This is a genomic window from Enterococcus casseliflavus, assembly GCF_029215545.1.
Taxonomy (GTDB): domain Bacteria; phylum Bacillota; class Bacilli; order Lactobacillales; family Enterococcaceae; genus Enterococcus_D; species Enterococcus_D casseliflavus.
In genome coordinates this window covers 1,976,259-1,997,407 of sequence record NZ_CP119393.1, presented here as the reverse complement: position 1 = coordinate 1,997,407, position 21,149 = coordinate 1,976,259, and the positions used below count along the sequence as shown (strand labels likewise).

General features: G+C 42.5%; 17 protein-coding genes. 14 read left to right on the top strand and 3 right to left on the bottom strand.

Annotated features, from left to right (window positions below; translation table 11 throughout):
• Entirely contained in the window at nucleotides 1-936 is a 936-nt protein-coding gene (gene whiA, locus P0G38_RS09750) for a DNA-binding protein WhiA (RefSeq protein ID WP_005225954.1), read from the top strand.
• 86 nt (nucleotides 937-1,022) lie between these two features.
• Here whiA and P0G38_RS09745 read toward each other — a convergent pair whose 3' ends face one another.
• Nucleotides 1,023-1,538, bottom strand: coding sequence for a DsbA family protein (locus P0G38_RS09745; RefSeq protein WP_275850470.1), 516 nt, complete (start codon nucleotides 1,536-1,538; stop codon nucleotides 1,023-1,025).
• Nucleotides 1,539-1,765: 227 nt separating this feature from the next.
• Here P0G38_RS09745 and nifJ point away from each other — a divergent pair, with 227 nt between their 5' ends.
• The 4 genes from nifJ (at nucleotide 1,766) to glmM (ending at nucleotide 9,082) form a co-directional block, all read left to right on the top strand.
• On the top strand, nucleotides 1,766-5,449 hold the full coding sequence (gene nifJ, locus P0G38_RS09740) for a pyruvate:ferredoxin (flavodoxin) oxidoreductase (protein WP_275850468.1): 3,684 nt from the start codon (nucleotides 1,766-1,768) through the stop codon (nucleotides 5,447-5,449).
• Between the two features lie 268 nt (nucleotides 5,450-5,717).
• Nucleotides 5,718-6,599, top strand: coding sequence for a diadenylate cyclase CdaA (gene cdaA, locus P0G38_RS09735; protein ID WP_005235688.1), 882 nt, complete (start codon nucleotides 5,718-5,720; stop codon nucleotides 6,597-6,599).
• Nucleotides 6,596-7,687 carry a CdaR family protein gene (locus tag P0G38_RS09730; protein ID WP_016610141.1) on the top strand — a complete coding sequence of 364 codons (1,092 nt, stop codon included), beginning with the start codon at nucleotides 6,596-6,598 and terminating at the stop codon, nucleotides 7,685-7,687. Before cdaA ends, P0G38_RS09730 begins: the two co-directional genes overlap by 4 nt.
• Nucleotides 7,688-7,726: 39 nt before the next feature.
• A complete protein-coding gene (gene glmM, locus P0G38_RS09725) occupies nucleotides 7,727-9,082 on the top strand; it encodes a phosphoglucosamine mutase (protein WP_275850464.1) in 1,356 nt (451 codons plus the stop codon).
• A 291-nt stretch (nucleotides 9,083-9,373) separates the two neighbouring features.
• Here glmM and glmS read toward each other — a convergent pair whose 3' ends face one another.
• A complete protein-coding gene (glmS, locus tag P0G38_RS09720) occupies nucleotides 9,374-11,185 on the bottom strand; it encodes a glutamine--fructose-6-phosphate transaminase (isomerizing) (RefSeq protein ID WP_159160578.1) in 1,812 nt (603 codons plus the stop codon).
• Between the two features lie 445 nt (nucleotides 11,186-11,630).
• On the opposite strand from glmS, the gene P0G38_RS09715 reads away from it, so the two are divergent.
• From P0G38_RS09715 to P0G38_RS09680, 8 genes are all read left to right on the top strand, one after another.
• Nucleotides 11,631-11,921, top strand: coding sequence for a hypothetical protein (locus tag P0G38_RS09715; protein ID WP_005225961.1), 291 nt, complete (start codon nucleotides 11,631-11,633; stop codon nucleotides 11,919-11,921).
• 31 nt (nucleotides 11,922-11,952) lie between these two features.
• A complete protein-coding gene (gene sppA, locus P0G38_RS09710; RefSeq protein ID WP_275850458.1) occupies nucleotides 11,953-12,984 on the top strand; it encodes a signal peptide peptidase SppA in 1,032 nt (343 codons plus the stop codon).
• Nucleotides 12,985-12,986: 2 nt separating this feature from the next.
• Nucleotides 12,987-13,817 carry an RDD family protein gene (locus P0G38_RS09705; RefSeq protein WP_275850456.1) on the top strand — a complete coding sequence of 277 codons (831 nt, stop codon included), beginning with the start codon at nucleotides 12,987-12,989 and terminating at the stop codon, nucleotides 13,815-13,817.
• A 37-nt stretch (nucleotides 13,818-13,854) separates the two neighbouring features.
• Nucleotides 13,855-14,802, top strand: coding sequence for a tetratricopeptide repeat protein (locus P0G38_RS09700; RefSeq protein WP_015509612.1), 948 nt, complete (start codon nucleotides 13,855-13,857; stop codon nucleotides 14,800-14,802).
• A 119-nt stretch (nucleotides 14,803-14,921) separates the two neighbouring features.
• Nucleotides 14,922-16,205, top strand: coding sequence for a trigger factor (gene tig / locus P0G38_RS09695; protein ID WP_005225965.1), 1,284 nt, complete (start codon nucleotides 14,922-14,924; stop codon nucleotides 16,203-16,205).
• 226 nt (nucleotides 16,206-16,431) lie between these two features.
• The gene (gene clpX / locus P0G38_RS09690) at nucleotides 16,432-17,676 is read left to right on the top strand and encodes an ATP-dependent Clp protease ATP-binding subunit ClpX (RefSeq protein ID WP_010748174.1); all 1,245 of its coding nucleotides are present in this window, start codon (nucleotides 16,432-16,434) and stop codon (nucleotides 17,674-17,676) included.
• A 69-nt stretch (nucleotides 17,677-17,745) separates the two neighbouring features.
• A complete protein-coding gene (gene yihA, locus P0G38_RS09685) occupies nucleotides 17,746-18,330 on the top strand; it encodes a ribosome biogenesis GTP-binding protein YihA/YsxC (protein WP_118215737.1) in 585 nt (194 codons plus the stop codon).
• Nucleotides 18,331-18,501: 171 nt separating this feature from the next.
• Entirely contained in the window at nucleotides 18,502-19,383 is an 882-nt protein-coding gene (locus P0G38_RS09680) for a helix-turn-helix transcriptional regulator (RefSeq protein WP_275850448.1), read from the top strand.
• Nucleotides 19,384-19,496: 113 nt separating this feature from the next.
• Here the strand turns inward: P0G38_RS09680 and P0G38_RS09675 are convergent, their stop codons facing one another.
• A complete protein-coding gene (locus P0G38_RS09675) occupies nucleotides 19,497-19,673 on the bottom strand; it encodes an SPJ_0845 family protein (protein ID WP_275850446.1) in 177 nt (58 codons plus the stop codon).
• Between the two features lie 130 nt (nucleotides 19,674-19,803).
• Between P0G38_RS09675 and P0G38_RS09670 the strand changes: the two genes are divergently transcribed.
• The gene (locus P0G38_RS09670; RefSeq protein WP_167827373.1) at nucleotides 19,804-21,135 is read left to right on the top strand and encodes a hypothetical protein; all 1,332 of its coding nucleotides are present in this window, start codon (nucleotides 19,804-19,806) and stop codon (nucleotides 21,133-21,135) included.
• Nucleotides 21,136-21,149: the final 14 nt, after the last annotated feature.

Genomic DNA, 21,149 nt, shown 5'->3' with positions numbered 1-21,149 from the left:
ATGTCCTTTGCAGCAGAAGTAAAAAAAGAATTGACCGCATTAGAAGTTCATCGCGAACATGCCAAGGCAGAATTGGCCGCTTTGATTCGGATGAATGGGTCATTAAGTATCAACAACCAACAATTTGTTTTAAACGTTCAAACAGAAAACGCGGCGATCGCCAGACGCATCTATTCGTTACTAAAAGATCATTACGACGTGCGCAGCGAATTGCTGGTCCGTCGTAAAATGAAATTAAAAAAGAACAACGTTTACATCGTTCGTTTGAAGCAAGATACACAGCGCGTGCTTTTGGACTTAGATATCATGGACGGGCTGATGTTTCAAAGCCATGTTTCTGATGAGATCATGGGCAATACTCAAAAAATGCGTTCCTATTTACGCGGCGCTTTCATGGCATCTGGGTCCATCAACAATCCAGAAACCAGCCGCTATCATTTAGAGATCTATTCCATCTACGAGGAGCATAACCAAGATATTTGCGATATGCTAAACGCATATGGATTGAATGCCCGTGCATTAGAACGCAGAAATGGGTATATCTCTTACTTGAAAGGCGCTGAGAAAATCGCTGATTTTTTGACACTGATCGGTGCCACCAATTCCATGCTGAAATTCGAGGACGTGCGGATCGTGCGTGATATGCGTAACTCAGTCAACCGTTTGGTGAATTGCGAAACCGCCAATATGAACAAAACGATCGACGCTGCTTCGAAGCAGATCGACAATATCGAATTTATTCAAGATCGAGTTGGCTTGCAAGCTTTACCTGAAAAGCTGCAAGAAATCGCCGAATTACGTTTGGAACATCCCGAGGTCAGCTTGAAAGAGCTAGGAGAAATGATTCCATCAGGAGCGATCTCGAAATCAGGAATTAATCATCGCATTCGAAAAATCAACGAATTTGCCGATCATCTTCGGGAACAAGTCAGCTAGTCGAATGGAATAAAAATGAATCAAAAAACAGGAGCCGATTTGACGTGGAAGTTCGCGTCAAATCGGCTCCTGTTTTTTGTTAGTGGTTATTCATTGATCAATGCAGTTAATTCCTCAGCAGAGATCGATTCATCAAAAATGTGCCCATCTAAGACAATCGTTGGCACAAATTGAATGTTGGCGTTTTTCGCTTCTTCCACAATTTCTCCTGCGATCGCAGGATGGTCTTGTTCAGATAGCCCTAAGGTATTTTTCGCATATTCTGCCACTTCAGGTAAAGATAAATGACCCCATTCGTCTTGTGTTTGATAAATTTTTGTGATCTCAGCGATCGTTGCCTGAGGATCTGTACTGGAAACAAAGCGGTGCATCACATTGCCTCGTTGCAATGATTCTTTTTCTTTGTCGAATAGTTTGATGACACGGCGTAGTTTCCCCGCTGCGACAGCTTCACTTAAGATCGGTAACGACTCCTCAAACCATTGCCGACAATAAGGACAGCGCAAATTCATAAATTCGACGATCGGTTTAGCGGAAGGGTCTCCGATATGTATCCCTGTTACTGCATTTGTTTCTTGTGCTTTGATGATTGAAATATCCATTTAGATTCCTCCTTTTTCTCTTAGTTTACCGAAGTTTCTATTGAAAGAAAAGCCTTAGGTCTTTTGATTTAAGTCTGTGAAAAGAGGAGGAGAATGAGCTAAATACTATGTATTTCGTTTCACGAAATTATGAAAAATCCCCTGACTGTGCTTTTATATTCCTTGATTTTCAGCTATAATGAATTGTGTTTTATTGTGCAAAATGATGATTAAAGGAAGTTATATAGATGAGAAAAAGAAAAACAATGGATGGCAATACGGCAGCAGCCTATATTTCCTATGCCTTTACGGAACTTGCGGCGATCTATCCGATAACCCCTAGTTCAACCATGGCTGAATTAGTGGATCAGTGGTCCGCTCAAGGAAAGCATAATCTTTTTGGGCAGCCGGTGAAAGTGGTTGAAATGCAATCTGAAGCAGGGGCGGCCGGTGTGGTTCACGGCTCATTAAAAACGGGCGCCTTAACGACGACCTATACGGCATCCCAGGGACTTTTATTAATGGTACCAAATATGTACAAGATTGCTGGGGAAATGCTGCCAGGCGTCTTTCATGTCGCCAGCCGAGCAGTGACCACCAATGCTTTGAATATTTTTGGAGATCATACCGATGTAATGGCCACCCGACAAACAGGCTTTGCTATGTTAGCGGAAAGCAGTGTCCAAGAAGTAATGGATTTAGCGCCAGTCGCTCATTTAGCAGCTATCGAAGCCAATATCCCATTTTTAAATTTTTTTGATGGGTTTCGAACCAGTCATGAGATTCAAAAAATAGAGGTCTTAGATTATGAGGAATTGGCACAGTTGGTCAATCATGAAAAATTGACTGCCTTTCGACAAAAAGCCATGAACCCGAATCACCCGACGACGAGTGGAACGAATCAAAATCCTGATATCCATTTTCAACAGCGGGAAACGATCAATCAGCATTATCAAACATTGCCTGAGATCGTTCGTTTTTACATGAAAAAAATCAATGCTTTAAGAGGAACCAACTATGATTTAGTGGATTATTATGGTGCTGCGGACGCCGAAGAAGTGATCGTTTCGATGGGGTCCTCGACGCAAACGATCCAGCAAACGGTGGATCATTTGTGCGCTTCAGGACGCAAGGTGGGGGTCTTGTCGATCCATTTGTATCGACCATTCCCATTAGAAGTCTTCTTAGAAAAACTGCCTGCTACCGTTAAAAGTATCGCTGTATTGGATCGCAGCAAAGAACCTGGTGCCAATGGCGAGTCTTTGCTTTTGGATGTGCAAAGTGCCATGTATGATGCAGCGATTCGGCCGACGATCATTGGTGGACGCTATGGTCTTGGGTCAAAAGATGTGACGCCTGATCAAATCGTTGCCGTTTATGACGAATTGATTAAGCCAAAAGCGAGCCAAAAGAAACGCTTCACCATTGGGATCACGGATGATGTGACGCAATTGTCGTTGCCCTCAAAAGGCACGCTAGATCTAACTGATCCATCCACCTTCCAAGCGAAATTCTGGGGATTCGGCTCTGATGGGACCGTTGGGGCGAATAAGTCAGCAATCAAAATCATCGGTGACCATACCGAAAAATATGTGCAAGGCTATTTCCACTATGATTCGAAAAAATCTGGTGGTCTAACGGTTTCCCATCTGCGATTTGGGGATACCCCCATTCGTTCTACCTATTTGATCGAACACGCGGATTTCGTTGCGTGTCATACGCCTGCGTATTTGCATACGTATGATTTGCTGAAAGGTCTCAAAAAAGGCGGAACCTTTTTATTAAATACGACCTGGTCACAAGAGCAAATCTTAAAAAATCTACCGAAGAAAATGAAACGTTATCTTGCTGAAAACGAGATTCGCTTTTATACCATCAATGCCATGCAGTTGGCAATGGAAGTCGGCTTAGGTGGGCGGATCAATACCGCGATGGAAACAGCCTTCTTTTACTTGGCAAACATCATTCCGACCGGGGAAATCTTGCCGATTTTAAAAGAAGAGGCGCTGAAAAGTTATCGGCACAAATCGATGGCGATCGTTGAAAAGAACCAAGCAGCCATCGATCGCACCATCGAATTATTACAAGAAATCCCTGTTCCAAGCAAGTGGGCAACGATCGAAGTACCGAAGAGGACATCCACTGCTACAACACAATTTGTGCGAGAAATCGTGGAACCCATCAACCGTCAAGAAGGCAACCAACTAAGCGTGGGTACCCTCGTACGAAATCAAATGACCGAAGGGGTGATCCCTGTCGGGACAACAGCGGTTGAGAAGCGGGGCATCGCTGTTGAAGTGCCTGAGTGGCTATCAGATCGCTGTACCATGTGCAATGAGTGTGCCTTTGTCTGTCCTCATGCGGCGATCCGTCCGTTTTTGACAGATGAAGATGAATTAACCGAAGCACCGGAAGGCTTTATCGTCAGAGAGATGCGAGGCGCGAATGGGCAAAAATATCGAATTCAAGTTTCCGTTGAAGATTGTACAGGTTGCGGCCTTTGTGTGGAAGCATGTCCCGCCAAAGGGAAAGCTTTGACGATGCGTCCTTACGAAGAACAAAAAGAACAAGCTTTAAATTGGGCTTTTGCGATGACTTTACGTCAAAAAGAAAATCCAGCAAAACCAGGAACTGTTTTGGGCTCCCAATTCAATAAACCTTTGTTAGAGTTCTCTGGTGCTTGTGCGGGCTGTGGGGAAACCCCCTATGTGAAACTATTGACCCAAATGTTTGGTGATCGCATGATGATCGCCAATGCGACCGGCTGCTCTTCGATTTGGGGTGGAACCTCACCTGTATCCCCTTATACAACCAATCACTTAGGACAGGGGCCAGCTTGGTCAAACTCGTTGTTTGAAGACAATGCCGAATATGGCTATGGCATGTTCTTAGCCAACCAAACCCGACGGGAGAAATTAGCGGCCCAGCTGCAGTCGTTGAAAGCCAATGTATCAGAAGAATTGCAGGCTTTGATTGATGATTGGGACCTTCATCGAGAAGAAAGTGCTGGGACGCAACAGCGAGCAGCAAAATTGATCGCCGCCTTAGAAGCTGAAGCTGCCACAACACCTCAGCTGAACAAAATCTTGCAGGAGAAAGATTTGTTTGTTAAGCCAAGCCAATGGATGATAGGCGGTGACGGCTGGGCATATGATATTGGGTTTGGCGGTATCGATCATGTCCTCGCTTCTGGTGCAGACGTCAATATTCTCGTGTTAGATAATGAAGTCTATTCTAATACAGGGGGGCAAGTCTCTAAAGCGACACCGACTTCGGCCATTGCTAAATTCGCTGCGAGTGGCAAGTTTGTTTCCAAAAAAGATTTAGGAATGATGGCGATGACCTACGGACATGTCTATGTCGCACAAATCGCATCTGGTGCCAATCAAATGCAAACGATCAAAGCCTTTGAAGAAGCCGAGCGGTTCCCAGGACCGTCAATCATCATTGCCTATACGCCATGTATCACCCACGGTCTTGCAGGCGGAATGCGTCAATCCTTGAAAGAAGCACAAGAAGCAGTTGCATCGGGGTATTGGAGTCTCTACCGCTATAACCCGCTGTTGGCAGAAAAAGGGAAACAGCCAATGACACTCGATTTCAAAAAGCCAGCATTTGATCAAATGCCTGCCTTTATGCAGACACAAGTTCGATTTGCATCCTTGCAGTCTGCCAATCCGAATGCGGCGCAAGCATTGTTTGAAAAAACCGTTTCAGATGCGAAAACTCGTTTCTACAACTATGCCCGCTTAGCAGGTCAAGAAGAAAAAATACGAGCAAAGCTTGAAAAAAAGGTAAGTACTGATGCAGAACAACCAACGGCAGTAAAAACGGAGCGTGTACGAAGAGAAAAACAGCCGTTAAGCGAAGAACAGCTCGCTGAAAGAGCAGCACGGCGTGCAGCGCGCGCAAAGCGCCGTCAGCAAGAGTAATCGCTCGCTGAGGAATGACCCTGAAAAACGGTTTGACCCGTTTTTTAGGGTCATTTGTTGTTTTTCCTAAGAAATGAGTGCAAGAAGCTCGTTTAGATGAAATCTTCTAAGACCTTTGACAAACAATGATTTCAGGATAATGGTAAACTAAGTAAAAGAGCTGTTTATTTTTTCAAAACTTTTTCATAAATTTGTTTTTTTTCAAATCTTTGAAGAGGTCCTATGTTATACTATTATCTGAAGTCTTAAGAATAAAGGAAGGCTGTTTATGTTGATAAATTTCAGGGATTTTTTTAATTTAGATTATTGGAGAGAATTGCTCTCATTTGATATATTTTCTTGGTCATTTTTAGTAAATGTTTTAGATGTGATTGTTGTTTGGTACTTGGTTTATAAGCTGATCCAGCTTGTGCGAGGAACAAAAGCGATCCAGTTGTTTAAAGGCGTCGGCCTATTCATTGTTCTAAGGTTTTTGGCAGGTATCGTAGGATTAAAGACGCTATCTTGGTTGATGGATCAAGTCATCACGTATGGGGTGATCGCCGCGATTGTTATTTTCCAACCAGAAATTCGACGAGGGCTGGAGCATCTTGGCCGTAGCTCTTTCTTCAAGACTTCTAAGAATGAAAAACGACGGGATGAAGTGTTGGTCCAAGCGTTGGACAAAGCTGTTCAATATATGGCAAAACGAAAAATTGGTGCATTGATCACGATCGAACGGACGACGGGGTTAGAAGAATATATTGAAACGGGGATTCCTTTAGATGCGGACGTGACGGGCGAATTACTGATCAATATTTTTATTCCCAATACACCGCTACACGATGGTGCAGTCATCTTAAGAGATGATAAGATCGCTGTTGCTAGTGCCTACTTACCACTGTCAGAAAGTCCGTTGATTCCCAAAGAATTTGGGACGCGCCATCGAGCGGCTGTCGGGATTTCAGAAGTTAGTGATGCGTTGACCATTATCGTCTCAGAGGAGACGGGAGACGTCAGTATTACCCTGAATAATCGGATGCTTACTGAGCTTTCGCGACAAGAGTATCTCGACGTGTTGAATCGCGAATTAGTGCCAGAAGAAAAGCCTGGTAAACGCAACTTGCTGCAATCTTTCTTTGAAGGGGTCAACAAAGGAGGAAGAAAATGATCAAGAAAGAACGTCGTCAAAACGTATTTTATGGTATACTAGCGCTGTTCTTTAGTCTGGTTCTGTTTTTCATCGCCAGCGGATCAAGCCTGCAAGTCAACCTTGCAGGAACTTCAAATCCTTATGAGGAAGAGATCGATAATGTACCGATTCAGACCACCTATGACACAGATGAATACTTTATCCAAGGATTTGAAACAACAGTAGACGTGACTTTGTCTAGTCGAAATCGGGTGCAATTGAATGCTGAACGTAGCGAGGAAACGCGGAGCTTTCGAGTAGTTGCTGATTTGACTGGACTTGATGAAGGAACCCATGAGGTCCCTTTAGAAGTGAAAAATCTTAGCTCAAGTGTGACAGCCGAAATCGAACCCAAAACCGTCACTGTGACGATCGAGAAAAAAGTCACCCAAACGTTTACCGTTGAGCCAGTCATCTCGACTGATGGAGCAACGGGTGGTTACGGCGTTGATTCAATGAGTGTTGAACCGCAAGAAGTAGAGATCACTACTGGCGACAAGACACTGGCAGAAATCGACCGAGTGGTAGCGATCGTGAATCCAGATGATATTACTGGCGATTCGATCACGGTGGATGGAACGATCGAGGCTTGGGATAGTGAAAACAATCCTTTAGCGATCATTCCTGAGCCAGATTCGGTCGATGTGGCATTGATGATGGAAGCACCAAGCAAAGAAATTGAATTGTTTGTCACTCAACAGGGGACAACACCAGATGGGATCTCTCATTACATCTACCGGATGAGTAGTATCAGTGCGGTGCTAACAGGACCACAAAGTATTTTGGATGAGACCCAACAGATCGGTGTCCCAGTGGATGTTAGTGAGATCACAACCACGACCGAACGGACAGTAACGATTCCAGTACCAGAGGGAACAACGATCAATCCAACAGTAGTGACGATCCAAATCACTCCGGTTGCAGAAACAACTACTGAGAATCAATCAAACAATGATGGCGATGAAGCAACGAACAGTGCGAATTCTCAAGCCAATTCTTCGACAGTCGACACGACGCAAGAACAAACAGAGAATTCCGCAAGCAGCACGACGACAAGCAGTTCTTAGTCGTTTGACTGTAGAGAATGAATAAGAGAGGTTATTAAAATGGGAAAATATTTTGGTACTGATGGTGTTAGAGGAGAAGCAAACAAGGAGTTGACACCTGAATTAGCATTTAAATTAGGTCGTTACGGCGGCTATGTATTAAGTCAGCATGAAACTGGTGACCGCCGTCCCCGCGTTTTGGTGGGACGGGACACACGGATTTCTGGACAGATGCTAGAAAATGCATTGATCGCTGGACTATTATCTGTCGGGATCGAGGTATTCCAATTGGGTGTTATTTCTACACCGGGTGTTGCGTACTTGACGAAAGTGCAAAAAGCGAGTGCAGGTGTAATGATCTCTGCCTCTCACAATCCTGCACAAGACAATGGCATCAAGTTTTTCGGGAATGATGGCTTTAAATTAGTCGATGAACAAGAAGCTGAAATTGAAGCATTACTTGATGCGCCGGAAGATACACTTCCACGTCCTTCTGCCGATGGCTTAGGAACGGTGGATGAGTTTCCAGAAGGGTTGTTGAAGTACTCTCAATTTCTACGTCAAACGATTCCTGATGATTTGGAAGGGATCACGGTGTGTGTTGATGCAGCAAATGGCGCAACAGCTACAAGTGTCAATCGTTTGTTTGCCGATCTGGAAACAGAATTCTTCACAATGGGGACGTCTCCAGACGGGTTGAACATTAATGATGGTTTGGGATCGACTCACCCTGAAGCGTTAGCCGAATTTGTCGTTGAAAAAGGGGCGGATGCTGGTCTTGCGTTTGATGGAGATGGTGATCGGGTCATCGCAGTTGATGAACTAGGAAACATCGTTGATGGCGATAAAATCATGTATATCTGTGCGAAATATTTAGCGGAGCAAAAGCGCTTGAACCAAGGAACGATCGTGACAACAGTCATGAGCAATTTAGGGTTCCATAAAGCAGTGGAAGCAATTGGACTGAAAGATGTCATCACACAAGTCGGTGACCGTTATGTCGTCGAAGAAATGCGTAAAAACGATTATAATTTTGGTGGCGAGCAATCAGGTCACATGATTTTCTTGGATTTCAATACGACAGGTGACGGTTTGCTATCAGGAATTCAACTATTGAATATCATGAAACAAACGGGCAAGAAACTGTCGGAATTAGCAGGAGAGGTAACGATCTATCCACAAAAACTTGTCAACATTCGAGTGACAGATAAAAATGGCGCGATGGATGTTCCAGCTATCCGTAAAATCGTGGAAGAGACAGAAGCAGAAATGAACGGCGAAGGCCGTATCTTGGTTCGCCCTTCAGGAACAGAACCATTGCTTCGGGTGATGGCAGAAGCGCCGACCATTGAAAAAGTCGATTACTATGTTGAAAAAATCGCAGCGGTCGTTCGAGAGGAAATCGGTGCGGAATAAACGAAGAAGTAAGACGATCAAAGATATCCTTTGGTCGTCTTTTTTGTCTACTTACCAGCAAGAAGCCAACTTGCGAATTAGAGAAACTTGTCAACGATTTTGTCGGCAACGCTTAACAGAGGAGACGCAGTGGGCAAGCCTTGCGAAGGATAGTTGCTTTTAAAAGTCTTTTCGGATTTGTTGTGCAGTAGACAAGAAAAAAAGAACCCCTATGAACGATCGAGTCATCGAACGAGGAGTTCTTTTTATTATACAGAAGATAACCAATTCGGTTTCAATCTTTTAAAAAACTTATTCAACGGTAACGGATTTTGCTAAGTTTCTTGGTTTATCAACGTCGAATCCGCGCTGTAAAGTGGCAAAGTAAGCCAGCAGCTGTGTTGGAACGACTGCCACTAAGCTGGTTACCAATGGATGAACATTTGGTAAAATGATTTGATCAGTCGCTTTTGCTAATTCTTGGCTAACGATCACAAGGGTATGAGCCCCACGAGATTCGACTTCTTTCAAATTGCCTCGCGTATGAGAGCCGGTCACTTCTTCCGTGATCACACCGATCACTGGTGTACCTTCTTCGATCAACGCGATGGTGCCGTGTTTTAATTCACCAGCCGCAAAGCCTTCCGCTTGGATATAAGAAATTTCTTTTAATTTCAATGCCGCTTCCATCGATACATAGTAATCATTTCCACGTCCAATGTAAAACGCATTACGGGTTTCGGAAAGGAAATCCTCAGCAAATTGACTGATAACAGCTTTTTCATCCACTAAAGCCTCCATTGCAGAAGCAACGATGCTTAGTTCATGGAAAACATCAAAGTCCAATGCTTCAGGAACAGCTTTTTCATCACCAATGGCTTTTGCTAATAACGTCATCACTGCGATCTGTGCAGTATACGCCTTTGTAGAGGCAACAGCGATTTCTGGACCAGCATGAAGCAATAAGGTATGGTTCGCTTCTCGAGAAAGAGTAGAACCAGCAACGTTGGTAATCGTCAGACTAGGAAGACCTAACTGGTTGATCGTCACTAATACTTGACGGCTATCTGCCGTTTCACCACTTTGTGATAAGAACAAGAAGAAGGGGTTTGCTGACAACAATGGCATGTTGTAGCCAAACTCACTAGATAAATGAACCTCAACTGGGATCTGTGTTAGTTTTTCTAAAATGGCTTTTGCTGCCCAGCCCGCATGATTGCTAGTACCACAAGCAATGATGTAGATCCGATCGCTAGCTAAAAGTTCGCTTTTTAACGCTGGATCGATCACTACTTCACCAGATTCTCCTTGATATTCTTGGATCAAGCGGCGCATCACAGTTGGTTGATCATCGATTTCTTTTAACATGTAGTAAGGGTATGTTCCTTTTTCGATGTCAGTCAGATCTAGTTGTGCTTCATAAGACTCACGGTACACAAGGTTTCCTTTTGGATCTTCGATTTCGATCGCATCGGCTGTTACGGTCACCATTTCGCCATCTTCGATCTCAACAAAGTGAGTCGTTTGATCGAGCATTGCTAAGGCATCGCTGCAGATGACATTGAACCCATCTCCCAAACCGATCAATAAAGGACTTTTGTTTTTGGCAACATAAATGGTTTCTGGATCATTTTTTTCTACTAAGGCAAAGGCATAAGAGCCGCGAATCAAGGACAAAGCTTTTTTAAAGGCTGCTTTGGTCGTGCTGTTGTCTTGCTCCTTCAATGCTTCAATCAAATGAACAACGATTTCCGTATCTGTTTGACCTTCAAATTGGTGGTTGCTTAAATATTCTTGATGAAGCTCTTCAAAGTTTTCGATCACACCGTTATGAACCAACACGAGTGCTTGGTTTGCTGAAGTGTGAGGATGAGCGTTCATTTCTGATGGCTTGCCGTGGGTCGCCCAACGGGTATGTCCGATACCGATCGTTCCTGTTACTTCAGAAGTCACTTTTTCTTCCAAGTTTTTGATTCTTCCTTGGGCTTTAATTAAGTGATCCGAAGTCCGATCAGCGACATAAAGACCTGCTGAGTCATAGCCGCGATACTCTAAGCGTTCCAATCCGTTCAAAATAATTCGTTCTGCATTTGATTTTCCTACGATTCCTACAATTCCACACATAATGATAATCCTACTTTCAAAAAATTTAGTTTGGCATTATGTATTTCTATCTGCGTAGCAAGTCTTTGTCATCACCTTACGATGAGATTTGTTCTTGCCTGTAGAGTGCAGTCCCTAGAGTCATCCGCCGAATGTTTCGATAAACTCTTTCCTCGTCATCTGTTTCCAGATCAGGCGCTATCCTTATTGGTCTATCTATCCTCCTTGTGAGATATTTTATAGAAATACAAGCAATATCATAATATTTATTCCTGTTTCTGTCAACTCAAAGTTATATAAAAATAATTGGTATAGTTATTGGTAAGGTTGGTTTGAACCTGTTTAAAGGAAATCAAAACAGCTGACATAGCTTTGTCGAATAAGATTCCCAAGAAATTTCCTCATAAAGCTATGCTTTTTTTTTTAAGTTCGCTACAATAAAAAAGTAAGAAAGTGAGGGAATGAAATGCCAGAATTTGTAAATTGTATGACTTTTTCAGAGCTAAAGAAAATGGTAGCTGCGATAGAAAAAGATCCTAATGTCACAGATGAAACAAAGGTCATGTTGGATACGGGCTGGGACAGCTTGCAAGAAATTTTGCCTGGATCAGTCACCGTGGAAACCGCGCAAACATTCGAAGTCCAGGATGAACTGACAAAGGAATTTTTTGGCGGCTACGTCTTAGCTGAAAAAAGTGAGAAATTTGATGCGGTTGGAGACGAAGAAGCAGTGATCGTCATCAAAAATCTATACTAAAAATGGGAAAGGTGAAAAGTTAGGTGGGAAAATGAATAAAAGAAGATGGATCGCAGCGGCGATCGCAGCAGGGTTATTTATCTGCTCGGGGGTTTTTTCAGTAATCACAAATCGTCCAGAGCAAGAGGAAACTCAGACGCTACAAGGGTTAAATGCTTTGTTCTATGGAAGTAATGCGATCGAAGAGACAACGTTAGTTGCCGGAGATCAAGACAATCGCATCGTTCGCTTATCTTTAGAAGGAACCATCGCCAGCAGCTCCAGTGGTAGCTTATTCACAACAGAATCTTATGATCATCAGCGATTTTTAGAAGAACTACGGATGATCCAAGAAGATCCAACTATTGGGGGCATCTTGATGGAAGTCAATACCCCAGGAGGCGGCGTCTATGAAAGTGCGGAGATCGCTCGTGAGTTAGCAAAAATCAAAGAGTTAGGGATTCCGATGTATGTCAGTATGAAAAACATGGCAGCCAGTGGCGGTTATTATATCTCGGCAGGTGCTGATAAAATTTTTGCAACGGATGAAACCATTACTGGTTCAATCGGGGTGATCATGTCAGGGTTAAACTATGCTGGCTTATTCGAAAAGCTAGGGATCGAAGACAATACGTATAAAAGCGGCGCACTAAAAGATGTAGGTTCAGCAACGAGAAAACCCACAGAAGCCGACAAAGAAGTCTTGCAGACCTATGTCGACAATGCCTATGGTCGGTTCGTAAAAATCGTAGCAGAAGGACGCGGCATGACAGAAGAAGCCGTTAGAAAGATCGCTGATGGCCGCATCTATGATGGGCAGCAAGCAGTGTCTGTTGGTTTAGTGGATGAAATCGGTTTTCCTGAAGATACATTAGCAGCAATGCAAGCAGATCTAGGCTTGGAAGATGCCGAGATTTTCAGCTATGATGTTTCCTCTACTGGATTTGCTTCTACTTGGTTAGGTTCAAGTTTAGCCGAACTGCAAGGGTTAAAAGAATCAAACACAGAGCGAGTGATCCAATTGATGGAAAGCCTTGGAACCAGCGATGCTCCAAAACCTCTTTATTATTATGGAGGTGAATGATTATGACAGAGAAAAACAAGTATTCCGCTGGCACATCGTCAACGGATGACAATCACACGAGTACGTCAATCGATCAAAGGGAACAGCGGGAAACCTCGACACCGTCAACCGGTCATACGGATGTGCCAACTGAGGCACAGGTTTCAGAAACAACCGAACCAGTAAGTGCCAACAAAGCGATGAGGAACGCACAAGTAAATCATCCCGATGATTTTTACCAACAAGTCTTAACGTCTTTTAAAGAAGAAGAGTATACCCAAAGCGAGATCGAGGAAAAACAACAAGCCTGGCAACGGTATGAAGAACCTGAAAAACAGGCAGAAGACAAACGGTTCTTCAATGATTTTCCTAGCTACTTTTTTGCTGGGTTTTGGATTCGTTTCTTTGCTTATCTCGTTGATGTGTTGGTGATCCGAGCGATTACCCAAATAACGATCGGTAGTATCTACAATCTAGCGAATTTAACGGCAACCAATCAGCGGTTTGGCCTTTACAACATCTGTGCCTTAGCAATCTATCTAGGCTATTTTGTTCTAATGACAAAGCTAAATCATGGTCAAACGATTGGAAAAATGCTTTTTGGCATTCGAGTGGTTTCTTTTGTAGAGGAAGAACTCAGCTGGCAAACCGTGTTGATTCGCGAGCTATGCGGACGCTACGTATTACAATTCAATCTTTTCTTTTATCTCGGTTATTTACCAATCGTCTTTAATAAAAATAAGCAGCAGGCTGCGGATTATTTTGCAGAAACCAGTGTGGTGACCATTAATCTGATCAAAGCTTTCAATAAACAGGTGGATGCCAATCACGTAATGATTGGCGCACAAAACTAACTAGCAGATCAAGCAAGTAGTAAAGGAGGGATCGAGAATGGGTGAGACGATTGATTTCCCAGGACCAAATGAACGGCTTCGGCTGGCGGCAGAAAAAGCCTACCAGTCAAAGGAGTTTTTGCAAGCTTTTCGCCTGTACAATGAACTCTATCAAAAAAATGCCAGTTTTGAGATCAATCAATGGCTGGTTGAATGTCTGCAGCAGTTGAATGATTTTGCCAAAGCGTTAGATCTGGCGGAAGACTATTTGGATGATTATCTAAAAGAAACCGACGGGTATTTACAAATTGGTCATCTGCTGATCTTGGATGGTCAGTATTTAAAAGCTCGGCGCTGGCTTACATTAGGTAAAAAAACAAAAATTGCAAGCCGCTATCAGGAACAGTTAGCAAGTGAATTAGCAAAGGTAGAAGAAGTGCAGCAAATTTTAGGACTGGAAGATTTTCATGGGAAACGCAAGCATTTACGTGCATTAGATGAAGCCAATCAACCGGTGAGTGCAACAGAATGGCACGTTTTTACCCAAGCCATTACCAAACCACAATTTGTCACGCTGATGCATGAAACGTTAGCTTCCATCAAAAATCCATATTTGCTGCCCAAATTAGTGGATGAGCTCGTGCGTCTTGAAGTGGACGAACCTTTTGAACTGATCGATTACCTTGGGAATATGCAGCAAATCGTTCCGAAAGAGTTAAAACTTTTGCAAGAAGATGCCGCTGTTAAAGCGATCCAGAAAGAGATTGACGAAACGATCGCCCAAGAAGATCCGATTTTAGCAGAAAGCGTCTCAGCAGAGATCAATGATCATTTAGCCATCAGCTACCCATTTTTACCTGCAAAAGAGGAGGCAAAAGCATGGGTGGCAAGCTACATTGAAGATTATCGTGGGTTATTTGAAGAAAAAGAACAGCCAAAAGCAGTGAATGAAATAGAAGAACGCAAACGACACCTACGCAATATCCTACGATTGAGCATTCGCTGAAAGAAAAATTCGCAACTTTCATGGTAAAATGTTTACAATTAAACAACGTTAGTGTACTATTTAAAGGTATGCATGAAGCTATTTCATATGTAAATCAATTAATATTCGGAGGGAAATAAATGACTGCAAAATGGGAAAAAACAGGCACCAATGATGGTGTTTTGACATTTACGATCGCTCAAGCAGAAATCCAAAAAGGCTTGACGACTGCATTCAATAAAGTGAAAGGCAATCTTAACGTACCTGGCTTCCGTAAAGGAAAAGTTTCACGCCAAGTATTTAACCGTATGTACGGCGAAGAAGCATTGTATGAAGATGCATTGAACGCTGTTCTTCCAGAAGCTTATGAAGCTGCTGTAAAAGAAGCAGGGATCGATCCTGTTGCGCAACCAAAAATCGACGTTGACAGCATGGAAAAAGGCCAAGATTGGGTTATCAAAGCAGAAGTTACTGTAAAACCTGAAGTAAAACTTGGTGATTACAAAGAATTAACAGTTGAAAAACAAGACCGTGAAGTAACAGAAGAAGACGTGGATGCACGCATCAAACGTGAACAAGAAGCACAAGCTGAATTAGTTATCAAAGAAGACGAAGCAGCTGAAAATGGCGACACAGTCGTTATCGACTTTGAAGGCTTCTTAGGGGAAGAAACATTTGAAGGCGGCAAAGGTGAAAACTACTCACTTGAACTTGGCTCAAACTCATTCATCCCTGGTTTTGAAGAACAGTTAGTAGGAACAAAAGCTGGTGATAGCAAAGACGTTACCGTTACTTTCCCAGAAGATTATCAAGCAGAAGATTTAGCTGGTAAAGAAGCAGTCTTCAAAGTAACTGTTCACGAAGTAAAAGCAAAAGAACTTCCTGAATTAGATGATGAATTCGCAAAAGACGTTGATGACAGCGTTGAATCATTAGCTGAATTAAAAGAAAAATACCGTGCTGAATTGACTGAAACAAAAGAAAAAGCAGCTGAAGATGCAAAAGATGAAGCTGCGATCCGTCAAGCAGTTGAAAACGCAGAAATCGTTGAATTACCACATTCAATGGTTCATGATGAAGTACACCGTTCAATGGATGAATTCTTGAACAACATGCAACGTCAAGGAATCTCACCAGAAATGTATTATCAATTAACTGGTTCAACTGAAGCAGATCTGCACACACAATTTGAAGGTGAAGCAGAAACCCGCGTGAAAACAAACCTTGTTATTGAAGCAATCGCTAAAGCAGAAGGTTTGGAAGCAACAGAAGAAGATATCGAAAACGAAATCAAAGAACTTTCTGAAGCTTACAACATGCCAGTGGATCAAATCAAACGCGTCTTAACAGAAGACATGTTGAAACATGATATCACGATGAAGAAAGCAGTTGAACTTGTCACAGGTACTGCAAAAGAAGCGTAAGCAAAATGCTTAAAAACGGCGAACATCTAGCGGTGTTTGCCGTTTTTTCTTGGGAGTAAGAGGGGCTAGTTTAACAATTACTAACAAATGATAAGAAAACGTTAGGCAACGTAAAAAGAACTTTTTCTTTCAAAAAAGTTATGATATGATTGTTTAAGACTGCAAAGTTAGTAAACAAAATTCCACTCCTTTAAATAGGTTGGAAAATTTTCAAGGGGTGAACAGTATGTACGATAATACAAACGGTAATGAAGCTGTTCGTTGTTCTTTTTGTGGCAAAACGCAAGAAGAGGTGAAAAAGATCGTTGCAGGTCCTGGGGTCTATATCTGTAATGAATGCATCGATTTGTGCAAAGAAATCATTGATGAAGAGTTTTACGAAGAAGCAATTCGTGAATTTACCGAAGTGCCGAAACCGCAAGAACTACTGAATGTTCTCAATGAATATGTGATTGGACAAGATCGTGCGAAACGGACATTGGCTGTAGCGGTTTACAATCACTACAAACGGGTCAATGTAGAAACGACAGCAGAAGATGTAGAATTACAAAAAAGCAATATTTGCTTGATCGGACCAACAGGTTCTGGGAAAACATTTTTGGCACAAACGTTAGCACGTTCACTAAACGTGCCTTTTGCAATCGCTGATGCAACCAGTTTGACAGAAGCCGGCTATGTCGGTGAAGATGTGGAAAACATTCTTTTGAAACTGTTACAAGCTGCTGATTATAACGTAGAAATGGCAGAAAAAGGAATCATCTATATTGATGAGATCGATAAAATCGCCCGTAAGAGTGAAAATGTATCGATTACTCGTGACGTATCCGGTGAAGGCGTACAGCAAGCATTGCTGAAGATCCTAGAAGGAACGACTGCTAGTGTACCGCCACAAGGTGGACGGAAACATCCACATCAAGAGATGATCCAAATTGATACCACCAATATTCTCTTTATCGTTGGCGGGGCGTTTGACGGAATCGAAACCATCGTTAAAAACCGTTTAGGTGAAAAAACAATTGGTTTTGGCACGAACAATAAGCGTCTTGAAGAAGGCGAAAGTGTGATGCAGCAAATCATTCCTGAAGACTTGCTTAAATTCGGTTTGATTCCTGAATTTATTGGCCGCTTGCCAGTGATGGCTGCCCTAGAGAAATTAACAGTAGATGATTTAGTGCATATTTTGACTGAACCAAAAAATGCGCTGGTCAAACAATACCAAAAGTTAATGGCATTAGATGACACCGAGCTTGAATTTGAGCCAGAGGCTTTGCGTGCCATTGCTGCGCAAGCCATTGAGCGAAATACCGGTGCTCGTGGGTTGCGTTCGATCATCGAGAATATCATGATGGATGTCATGTTCAATGTCCCTTCTGATGAGTCGATCCAAAAAGTCACCATCACGGAAGAAGCGGCAAAAGGACTTGGTGAACCAAAAATCATTTACAATGAAGAGACCAAAAAAGCAGTCTAATCGAGACCAAGTCGGATAGTTTCATTGCTATCCGGCTTTCTTTTTGAAAAAATAGAAAGGAGCGATTCAATGAAAGTACATGATGCTGAAATCGTCATCAGTGCCGTTTCTCCAGCACAATATCCAGCTACACCTTTACCGGAGATTGCCTTAGCAGGACGCTCAAATGTCGGAAAGTCATCCTTCATCAATACATTGATCAATCGTAAAAATTTAGCCCGTACCTCATCAAAACCTGGGAAGACGCAAACGCTGAACTTTTATTTGATTGAAAATACGCTGCATTTTGTCGATGTCCCCGGCTACGGCTATGCAAAAGTATCGAAAACAGAGCGAGCGAAATGGGGGAAAATGATTGAGACATATCTTGAACAAAGAGAGCAGCTGCGTGCAGTCGTATCTCTTGTCGATTTACGTCATGCCCCCTCACAAGAAGATATTCAAATGTATGAGTTTTTGAAATACTACGAGATTCCAGTGATCGTGGTCGCCACCAAAGCAGACAAAATCCCTCGCGGGAAATGGAACAAGCATGAAAGCATGATCAAAAAAGCATTATCCTTTGATCCAGCAGATACGTTTATCCTCTTTTCTTCCGTTACCAAACAAGGAAAAGAAGAAGCGTGGAAAGCGATTGAAGCAGCAATAAAATAATTATCATTTAGGAAACCGAAGCAAGAAAGTCCTTTGCTTCGGTTTTTCTCATTTTACAGTGGAAATTAGCTGATTTAAGCTATTCTACGCAGCGTAGAGTGCTGAATTTGCTCAATTTTAGCGAAAATCTCCTTGTTATTTGTTAAACTTGTAACAAGGAGGTGTGGTCGAATGCATGAATCATTAAGTAAAAAATTAAAAGAGTATCGATCAAGACATAATTTAACACAGAAGGAATTAGCTGCGAGGTTATTTGTTTCTGATAAAGCCATTTCAAAATGGGAACGAGGAAATGGGTTGCCAGACATCGAGACATTGGTCCGTCTAGCCGATTTATTAGGCACACCAGTGGAAGAGCTATTAAAAGAAAAAAAAGAAACCTACTATTATGAATACAAAAGTGAACGGACGGTTCTGCGGCTTCCGTTGATGCACATTTTGATTCCCAATTTATTCTTATTACTGAATCAAGTGACGAGCGTTCGAGAGTTTTTTGTTCTAATGAAAGAGCTACCAACTGCCAGCGGCTGGTTTAGCCTTGGTGTCAAAGCCAAAGGGATTATTGCTTTGGGGGTTGTCAGTTTAGGCTTTTTATCGATTGGCTTATTGTCCTTCGGAATGTTGGTAATTGGGACAGTCAGTATCGGTGTCATTGCAATAGGGAATCTCTGCTTTGGCTTATTAGTTGGGATTGGCAATCTTGCGATCGGTTCGATCGTTGTCGGTAATCTTGGCGTTGGCTGGCTCGCTCTAGCAAACGTCGCAATTGCTTGGATTGGGGTCGCAAATTATGGTGTAGGGAGTTTTATGGCTGTTTTGCCCGCAAATTCATCAACGGAAGATTTTAACCAAGCGATTCAACAACTCTTAGTCTCAGAGATCCCTGACTTGATTAAAACCACTATCTTTGAACCAATGATTCGTTTTACAAGCTCACCGATTTTTGTGGTGATCTTCGTGGTGACGATCTTAGCAACCATCTTTTTTATTCTTTGCTTGTTGATCATTGGCTTGGTGCGATTACGTCAAAGCATGTTGTATGAAGAGCTATAAGAAAACCTCTAGATGATGATTCTGATCGTTGAACTTATGTAGCTTCAGTGGCTCATTTTCTATTTTGGCAAGTAAAAAAAGGCAAGGGACTGACGCGTCCTTTGCCTTTTTTATTAGTCTGCTTTCTTACTATCTTTAGGTTGTGTTTTTTTCTCTTCATCAGATTCGTTTTTCAAGAAACGCTCAATATCCTTTTCCTGCTTTTTATTGTCTTTGTCGTTATCGGGAAGAAAGGCAAAATCATCAAACATTTTATCTAGCGAGTCTTCTCGTTGGAATTTTAAGCCCATAAGGTTCACCTCCAAGCGCCTTTAGTTTACCACGAACGGTCGTAGATTTCACCAAAAAAAAGCGAAATAGTGTTCAATCGTTTCTCCCTTTACTATAATTAAAGAAAGGGGATAGAAAAGAGGGATAGCGATGATCAAAACTGAAAAAATTTATGGATTTCTACAATCGACACAAATGGAAGCAGCACAGTTGCGTTTGTTGATTGAAAATTGGTTCGCTTTGGTTCGTCTTAGCTATCAGCCGACGGAATACTACTACAATCAGCAAGCAAAGAAACCTTACGATTTTGATGAAATCAGTCGGTTGTTGCATAACGCCCCTGAAGAAATCAATACAGAAATTATTGTGACGGACGGCCAAAATGAGTCCAGTATCCATATCATTCAAGAGGCTGTTTTACAACGGCACCTGTTTACGAAAGACGTATTTTCCACGCAAAAACCCGTGATTTTAAGTTACTTCGATGAAACGATGCAAAGAGATGGCTTGTTCGGCTATTTGCGTTCATATGATGAGTACTTGATGCATAACGTCGAGGGAATCGAGAAAAGGCAAAATTTTCAATCGATTGCTGAAATCAACGCGTTACCGAAGCGGAAAAACTTTGAACAAGAAATCGTCATCGACTGCAATCAGTTTTCTGGTTACGACGTCTTTTACAATGGCTATACACTGACTTCTTGCTGGCGCATGTACTTTTCGGCATTCTACGCGCATATCATTCCTCAGGTGATCATTACTGATGCGCAGCAGGTGGAGCAAGTGCAGGTAAGAGACCAAGGGGTTGTGATGGTGGAATTGTATCGAGATCCTTTCCAGTGGGATCACGAATTGAATCTATCCTACCAGCGATTGTTTCGCGATCAAACTGGAATCGATCAATTGACTTGGGATAACGGGGTCGGTATTTTGAGAGAACCATATATTGAATATGCCTTTGGCGATCACTTGATCCAAACCATCCAATACCAAAATGATCGACTGCAGCCAACAACAAAACGAAGCGCGACACATTTTGTCACCAGAAGCTTCGACCTCGTGAACGAAGAGTATCAAGAGCGGAGAGTGAAAGGGTATTTGAATGCCCAAGCGTATTTTCCTTGGGTGGATCAAGAGCGGTTGCGCATGATGGATTATATCGTATTAAAGCCAGAACTAACGATAGACGATGGAGTAGAGGCTTATTCATTCTATATTCGTAGCCATCTTGAGATTGAATATTCAGAGGATCGTTTTAAAGACTATACTGCTTGCCTGCAATTTTATTTGCCGGAGACTGCTTTGAAGCACTTACCGCTAGATGCTTTGAAAGCGGCCATGCCTGATGTTCATTTTGGCTATCTGCACCGCACGCGCAAATATACATGGGTCAATCTAAAGAAGGATGGGAAAAAACTACGAGTGTATTTTATGAACACCCAAAAGCTAGTCGAGCAGCAGCTTTTTACCAATCAAGAATGAAAAAGACCCGCAAG